The following is a 7,211-nucleotide window of genomic DNA, read 5'->3' on the forward strand; positions in this document are numbered from 1 at the left end:
ATGTAGGAGAGGGCGCCCGGCGGGGTGCCGCCGGCGGCGCGGTCGCGGGAGCGGTTGCGGCGGGCGCCGTAGGGGGCGACCACGGCGCGGTAGAACGGCTTGCGGATGGCGGTGGGGACGAGGCGGTAGCCGCCGCGGACCATGACGTTGCGCCAGTACTGCGGCTGGGAGATGAAGCCCTCGCGCAGCATCGCGCGCTGCAGCCGCAGTTCGGAGCGGAGCAGGTCGCGGCCGCCGCGGCGCTCGTAGGCGCCGTCGCCGACGCGGTAGTAGACGAGGGGTTCGGCGACGTTCACCATCCGGGCGCCGCTCGCGATCATGCGGACGAACAGCCAGTAGTCCTCCATCAGCGGCAGGTCGCCGTAGCCGCCCGCGGCGATGACGGCGCTGCGCCGGTAGACGACCGTCGGATGGTTGAACGGGTCGTGCAGCCGCGAGTAGCGGGCGATGTCGGCCGGGTCGCTCGGCGGGATGCGGCGGCCGACGACGTCGGTGATGTCGGCGCCGAACTCCAGCAGCCCGGCGCCGACGAGGTCGGCGCCCGCGCGGACGAGCGGGACCTGCGTCTGGAAGCGGTGCGGCATGGCGACGTCGTCGGCGTCCATGCGGGCGACGATGTCGTGCCAGGCGGCGTGCAGGCCGGCGTCGAGGGCGGGGCCGAGGCCGCGGTTGTTCTCCAGCCGGATGAAGGCGACCTTGACGGGGCTGCCGGCGACGAGTTCGCGCAGGCAGTCCGCCAGCGGGGGCGGGACGGGGCCGTCCTGGACGAGGACGACCTGGTCGGGGCGCATGGTCTGCAGCTGCACGGCGCTCCGGAACGCGTCCCGGACGTGCTCCGCCTGGTCGCCGCCGTAGACGGTCATTAACAGGGTGAAGGGTTCGGGCTGCATGCGTCCGTTCCGGGGGAGCTGTGGCGGCCGGTCGAGCCCGGAGGCGGGGAGGCGGCTCGTCGGGCCACGGTCGGGGGGATTCAACTACGCCGTCCTACTAGGGACGCTTTGGGGCGGTTAATGGTTGGCGCGGGCCAAGATACCGCTGATGCGCGGCCACATCAGGTCCGGGCGCAGATGTCGCGGTCCGCGCGGATCTCGCCGGCCACCTTCGGGACGGCCGGCGTCAGCCCGCGGAGCCGGGCGCCGTCCTTGCCGATGAACAGGTACACGTAGCCGGGCTTGGCCGACCGCCAGGGCCGCGGCGGATACCCCGGCACGGCGATCGCCATCCGTGCGGCCTGCCGCTCGGCCCCCGCGCCGTAGAGGATCCGGGTGCGGGCGTACTTCTTCTTGCTGGTGCCGACCTTGACGACCTTGAAGCCGCGCTCGGTGAGCTGCTCGGCGGTCCGTCCGGCGAGGCCCTCGGTGGGGGACGCGTTGAAGACGCCGACCCTGACCTGGGCGGGCGGGACCGGCTGCACCTTGTTCTGCGCGGGCACCGGCGCCGGCGCGGGATCGGGGAGCCTGTTGTCCTCCCGGACGGCCTCGAACAGCGGCTCGGCGAGCGCCTGGTCGAACTGCACGCGGTTCTTGTCCTGCGGATACGCCTGCACCGGGACGGTCACGAACCGCACCTTCCCGGCGCTCATCCCGCGCAGGCTCGCGGCGAGCCTCTGCATCACCGACAGGGTGAGCCGGTCGTCCGCCTTGATGGACTTGGTGGCGGCGGACAGGAAGTCGTAGGTGCGGCCGGGGTCGGTGAGCATGCCCTTGCCGGTCGCCTTGTTGACGACCGAGGCCATGAACGCCTGCTGCCGCTTGATGCGGTCGAGGTCGGAGCCGTCGCCGAGGACGTAGCGGGTGCGGACGTAGCCGAGCGCCTGATCGCCGTGCACGACCTGCCGGCCGGCCCGCAGGTGCAGTTCGGCCTTGGGGTCGTCGATGCGCTTCGGGACGCAGATCTCGACGCCGCCGAGCGCGTCCACGACCCGTTTGAAGCCGGCGAAGTCGACCTCGACGTAGTGGTCGATGTGGATCTTGGTGAGCGACTCGATGGTGCGCCAGGTGCAGGCCGGGCCGCCGTTGGAGAACGCCGCGTTGATCATCCCGAACTGGGCCGGGACCGTCCGGCCGTTCTTCTTCTTGCACGGCGGCATCTGCACCATCGAGTCGCGCGGGAAGCTGATGCCGATGGCGCTCTCCCCGCCGGGCGAGATGTGCAGCAGGATCGTGGTGTCGGAGCGCTGCCCGGCCTCCTCGCCGTAGCGGGCGTTCTCCCCGGCGCGGCTGTCGGACCCCATCAGCAGGATGTTCAGCGAGCCGTTCAGCTTGGGCGGACGGTTCTGGCCGAGCCGGCCGTCGACGTTCTCGCGGTCGATCTGGCCGTCCAGCCGCCGCCAGAACCCGTAGGCGGTGAGGCTGCCGGCCACCAGCAGAACCGAGAGCGCGATCGAGATGCCGCCGAGCACGCGCCACAGGCGCCCCCGCACCGGCGGCTCCGGTGGCGGCGGGGCGCTCTCCGCGTAGTACACCCCGGGGGGCGCGGCGGCTCGCTGCATCCGTAACATTTCAGCACAGATTGGACACGGGTCACGGCGGCCACGGGAAACTCCCCCGTCCCGTGCCGGCGACCGCACCGCCGACCGGTCGCGGGGCGCCGCCGATGACTAGACTCCGGTCGAGATGAGCACCGTAGACGCGCTGACCGACCAAGCGATGGTCGTCCTCCAGGACCGGCCGGTCGTGCCGCTGAGCACCTGGCTGAACAGGGCCCTCGGCGACTGCACCGAGACCGGCCGCACCCTGCAGCTCGTCACCCCCCTGGACTCCCGGCTCACGCTTCCGCTGCGCACCGCCGCCTCCGGCGACGTCCTGCAGTGGATCGTGCGCAACGGCGACGGCTACTACGAGGGGCTGACCGGGCGCCCGATGAAGTGGGGCGGGCGGACGTTCGTCCCCGTCCCCGAGGCCCGCGACTACGCGCCCGGGTTCACCACCCGGCCGAGCGCGCCGATCGGATCGCAGCTCACCCTCGTCTACCGGGTCAGGCACGGCGCCGAGGGCGACCTCGCCGGGACGGTCGAGCGCCTCCTGCAGCTGCTCACCGGCAAGTACCCGTCCGGGCTCGGGCCCGCCGAGCCGCTGGAGCACCCGTGGCGGCGCGACCGGCTCACCGAGTACGCGCGCGGACGGTCCACCGTCCGGCTCGTCGTCGGCGGCGACGGGCCGCGCCCCGCGCAGGCGATCTGCGACTACGCGGCGGGCGAGGGCGGCGCCGTCGCCGAGACCAGCACCGTCACCGTCGGCTACGCGCCCGAGGACCCGCCGCCCCTGCAGCACCTCCCCTCGCTCGTCGGGGCGTTCGCCGCCGACCAGCCGATCGCGTCGCTGTTCGTCCAGCTCACCCCGGGCCGCGCCGACCTCACCACCGAACCGCGCTGGACCGGCGCGCCCGCCCCCGTCGCGCTGGCCGTCGCCGGCACCGTCACCGGCCCGCAGGGGATCCCCGGCCAGCAGGTCGGACCGCCGCGCGCGCCGCTGACGTTCTTCCCGCTCGGGGACGGCCGCACCCCGGACGGCTGGCAGCGGCACAGCATGCTCATGCAGCACCTCCAGTCGTCCTGATCCGGACACTTCAGGACGACCCGCAGCACGGTGCCACTCGGCCGGATGATCTACCCGGAAGGGATGATGTACGGTCCTGCCCATGGGGATGGCCGGTCGGCTCGACGCGCTTGAGCGGGCCGTCGAGGGGACGCTCGCGGAGGGGTCGTTCGAGTTCGACGCCGAGGCGGCGGTACTGCGCATCGAGGGGTCCCTCGTCCTCACCACCGGCTGGTTCCTCGGCGTCGGCGCGGGCGGCGTGGTGCTGCTGCTCGCGGGCGCCGTCCTGTCCCTCACCGGCCTGCAGGACGAGGCGCGGTGGGCGCTCGCACCCGGCGCGGCGCTGCTCGCCGCCGTCGCCTGCTTCCTGCTGCTGTGGCGCTTCGGCCCGCTCGCGCGGCTGCGGTCGTCGCTGGAGCTGCGGTTCGACGAGCGGGCCATCGTCCACCGGCGGACCCGGATACCGTTCGGCGACCTGCGCCCCGAGCACCTGGTGTGGAAGACCGGACCGGTCTTCCGGCGGCTGTGCGTCCGGCATCCGTCGCTGCGCAAGCAGCTCGCCGGGTTCTCCGGCGGCGAGAAGCGGCAGGCCGAGGAGTTCCGGCGGCGGCTCTGGGAGCTGATCGCCGCGCCCGGCCTGCCCGGCGTCCTCGCGCACGGCGGCGGCCTCACCCCGGTGCAGCGCTGGATCATCGGCGCGGGCGCCCCCTACGGCGCCGTCAACGGGTTCCGGGTGGACCGGCTCGGCACCGCCTCCGGCGCGTCCGCCGCGGCCGCCGACCGCCGTGCCGCCCACGACCTGCTGCGGGACCCGTGGGGCGCCTACGACCTCGAACAGCTCCTCGCCGCCGTCAACTGGCTCGTCCAGGACGGGCACCGCGCCGACTTCCCCCGCGACGCCCGCCTCGCCGCCCGGCCCCGCGCCGCGCAGGAGGAGTACGGGACGCTGCTGCGCGAGGTCGACGACCTCATCGCCGGCGACCGGCTCGAACCGCCGTTCGTGGAGCGGCTCATCGAGCTGGTCCGGGTCCGGTACGGAGACGAGGGCGGCTCGTACGCGCGGCTCGTCCCGGCGCTGCTGCGGGACGAACCGGGCGCCGACGCGAGTGAGGAGGGCGCCGAGCTCGCGCTGTTCCTCCACCAGCTCTTCCACGACCGCAACCACGCGGCCGAGGAGCTGCACCGGCTGCGGGTCCTCGCCGACCCGGCGCTGCGCGCCAACGTCGGGCGCCTCCTCATCTGGGACTACGGGCGGGCGCTGATGCTCTACCGGTGGGGCCACATGGCGGGGTGGCTGACCGAGGAGTACTGCTGGGAGCGGATGCTCCCGCTGGCGATCGACATCCAGCGGCGCTACACGTCCTGGCGGGACATGGCCACCTGCTACCTGCAGGGACGGCTGCTGTGGTCGGGCGGCGGCGGAACGGCGCAGGCCGAGTACGAGCGGCTCGTCGAGGAACTCGCCGGCGACCCCCGCAGCCCGTGGAACCTCGTCCCATGGGACCTGGACCTGACCCGCGACTGGCCCTGAGCGCGGGTCAGCCGATGACGCCGCCCTGGTAGGCGTCCCCGGGCGCCGGAGCACTGCCCACGGGATCGTCGCCGTGCCCGGACGCCCGCCAGCTGCGGGCCGGGGCGTCGGTCGCGCCGTCCGGGTAGACGGTCCCGCCGAGCCAGCGGACGAGCGAGTCGGCGAACGCGCGGGCGACCCGCGTCGCCTCCGGGATGTCGGCGACCGCGCGGACGTCGATCCACCACACCGGCACGCCGACCCGGTCGGCGAACTCGGCGCCGAGCAGCCGCCGGATCTCGCTCTGCGCCGAGACCTGCACCGGGTCCTCGATGGAGACGAGCAGGCGCCCCTCGGCGTCGTACAGCAGGGTCGGCTCGGGCTCGCCGCCGCGCAGCTCCAGCGGCTCCCCCATGGCGATCATCCCGTCGGCCACGGCGTGCACGTCCGGGGTGCGGCGCACCAGCGCCACGAGGTCACTGCTCATCGGCCACCCACCTCCCCTCTCCACCGCAACTTTATGGGAGATCCGCACGCGCTGCCCATGGGACGGACCCGCCTCCCCGACATACCTACCATCCACCGAAATACCAACACGTTCCGCCCACCGCGCCGCTCGATCCTCCCGCCCCACGAGCCTCAAGCAGCAACGAACATCCTCACCCGTACCCCGACCATCACCGCACGACCGATTGCGGACGGCACCGCCCGCGCACCCGCGCACGGGCCGGATGTACGCCCCACCCCCGAGTGGACCTTCGGGGCGCGGCGTCAGCGGCCGGTGCCGGCGCTGAGGGCTCGTGCGAACACCTCGTGGACGACCCGGGTCACCGACGCCCTCGCCGCGGCGGAGACCTTGGACATGTCGACCGAGCTGCCGGTGGCCAAGTGGCGGTCGTAGGGGACGAACACCACCGGCAGGCCCCAGGAGGTGAGCATCTGGTGCGCCCGGTGAAGGTCGGCGCCCACCTGGGGGGCGTGCGAGACCATCGCGATGACCGTCCGGCGCAGCAGGTCCTGCTGGTCGTTGCCCGCGTACCACTCGAGCGCCCCGCGGGCGCTGAGCGCACCGTCCACCGTGCCCGGCGTGACGAGGACGAGACCGTGCGACGACGCGACGACGCCCCGGTTCAGCTCCGTGAGGATCCCGGCGCCGCAGTCGACGACCGTGGTGCCGACGTACCGGCCCACCACGTTCAGCGCGCCCTGGAACATCTCCAGCGTGAACTCGCCCGCGATGCGCCCGCCCCGCGTCGACGACAGCACGAACAGGCCCTCGGGCGTCCGCGCCAGGAACCGCGCCGCCTCCTCGAACGTGCGCGGGTTCTGGCCCGCGAGGTCGAACAGCGACAGCTGCGTCCGGACGCCGAGGCGCAGCGGCAGCGAGCCCAGCTCGGCGTCGGCGTCGGCGGCCAGCACCCGGTCCTGCCGGTACCGGGCCAGCTCGGTCGCGACCAGCGCCGCCATCGTCGTCTTGCCGGCGCCGCCGCGCACGCTGGCGACCGCGATCTGGCGGCTGCCGGGGACCGGGGTCCGCATCAGCTCCAGGAACGCGCCCATCTCCCGGGCCTCGCGGGACCCGCCGCCGACGGCCTTGCGTACGGACCGTCCCATCCGGCGGGCGAGCGGGTCGCCATGCTGATTCTTGCGAACCAGTTCCTCGGCCGCCGGAACCGCCGCTCCCGCGACCCCCTGCGCCTGCTGCGGCTGTGCATGCGGCTCTGTGGCCGCCGGCGCGGACGGCCCAGCGGCGGCATGCTCGGGTGCGGGGTGCGCCGGGGCGTCCGCGGTGTCCACCCCGACGAGCGGATTGACCGCCGCCGCCCAGTCGTAGTCGAAGTGCGTCTGCGGGGCCGGGTCCGGCTGGGGCTGCTCGGGCGGCGCCTCCACCGGGACCGGAGACTCGACGTCCTCACGTGAAGGTGAGGAAGCGGCGTCGCGTTGGGACGCCGCCTCGACCCCCGGCGGAAACATCGGCGGCGGAGGAGGCGGTGGCGAGACCTCGGCGTCGCCCTGGGAAGACACCTCGCCCCCCTGCGGAAACACGGGAGGTGGCGGCGGGGGCGGGGACTCGGCGCCGCCCTGGGAAGGCGTCTCAGCGGGCGGTGGCGGCGGAGGCTCGGCGTCGCCTTGCGACGGCGCCTCAGCCCGCGACGAGAACACGG

The 7,211-nt window shown here is 73.9% G+C and carries 6 protein-coding genes; 2 read left to right on the plus strand and 4 right to left on the minus strand.

Features of this window, described 5'->3' with window-relative positions; translation table 11 throughout:
* Positions 1-890 (minus strand): glycosyltransferase (locus E1284_RS36850; protein WP_131944778.1); only part of this gene is annotated, 890 nt, incomplete at its 3' end.
* A gap of 161 nt (positions 891-1,051) precedes the next feature.
* Positions 1,052-2,491 (minus strand): LCP family protein, encoded by a 1,440-nt coding sequence (locus E1284_RS36855; RefSeq protein ID WP_131944779.1) that lies wholly within the window; start codon positions 2,489-2,491, stop codon positions 1,052-1,054.
* Between the two features lie 124 nt (positions 2,492-2,615).
* Here E1284_RS36855 and E1284_RS36860 point away from each other — a divergent pair, with 124 nt between their 5' ends.
* Together E1284_RS36860 and E1284_RS36865 are read left to right on the plus strand one after the other, a co-directional pair.
* Positions 2,616-3,557, plus strand: a complete 942-nt coding sequence (locus E1284_RS36860) for a DUF6177 family protein (RefSeq protein ID WP_239067225.1) — start codon at positions 2,616-2,618, stop codon at positions 3,555-3,557.
* A gap of 82 nt (positions 3,558-3,639) precedes the next feature.
* Entirely contained in the window at positions 3,640-5,067 is a 1,428-nt protein-coding gene (locus E1284_RS36865) for a DUF1266 domain-containing protein (RefSeq protein ID WP_131944780.1), read from the plus strand.
* 7 nt (positions 5,068-5,074) lie between these two features.
* Here E1284_RS36865 and E1284_RS36870 read toward each other — a convergent pair whose 3' ends face one another.
* Together E1284_RS36870 and E1284_RS36875 are read right to left on the minus strand one after the other, a co-directional pair.
* Positions 5,075-5,533, minus strand: coding sequence for a hypothetical protein (locus E1284_RS36870; protein ID WP_207924168.1), 459 nt, complete (start codon positions 5,531-5,533; stop codon positions 5,075-5,077).
* Between the two features lie 284 nt (positions 5,534-5,817).
* Positions 5,818-6,936 carry a MinD/ParA family ATP-binding protein gene (locus E1284_RS36875; RefSeq protein WP_243714973.1) on the minus strand — a complete coding sequence of 373 codons (1,119 nt, stop codon included), beginning with the start codon at positions 6,934-6,936 and terminating at the stop codon, positions 5,818-5,820.
* Positions 6,937-7,211: the final 275 nt, after the last annotated feature.

Source organism: Actinomadura bangladeshensis, assembly GCF_004348335.1.
Lineage (GTDB): Bacteria > Actinomycetota > Actinomycetes > Streptosporangiales > Streptosporangiaceae > Spirillospora > Spirillospora bangladeshensis.

Coding starts and splice junctions, on each gene's coding strand:
- E1284_RS36860 (WP_239067225.1), top strand. CDS start 2,616: ATGAGCACCGTAGACGCGCTGACCGACCAAGCGATGGTCGTCCTCCAG.
- E1284_RS36865 (WP_131944780.1), top strand. CDS start 3,640: ATGGGGATGGCCGGTCGGCTCGACGCGCTTGAGCGGGCCGTCGAGGGG.
- E1284_RS36855 (WP_131944779.1), bottom strand. CDS start 2,491: ATGCAGCGAGCCGCCGCGCCCCCCGGGGTGTACTACGCGGAGAGCGCC.
- E1284_RS36870 (WP_207924168.1), bottom strand. CDS start 5,533: ATGAGCAGTGACCTCGTGGCGCTGGTGCGCCGCACCCCGGACGTGCAC.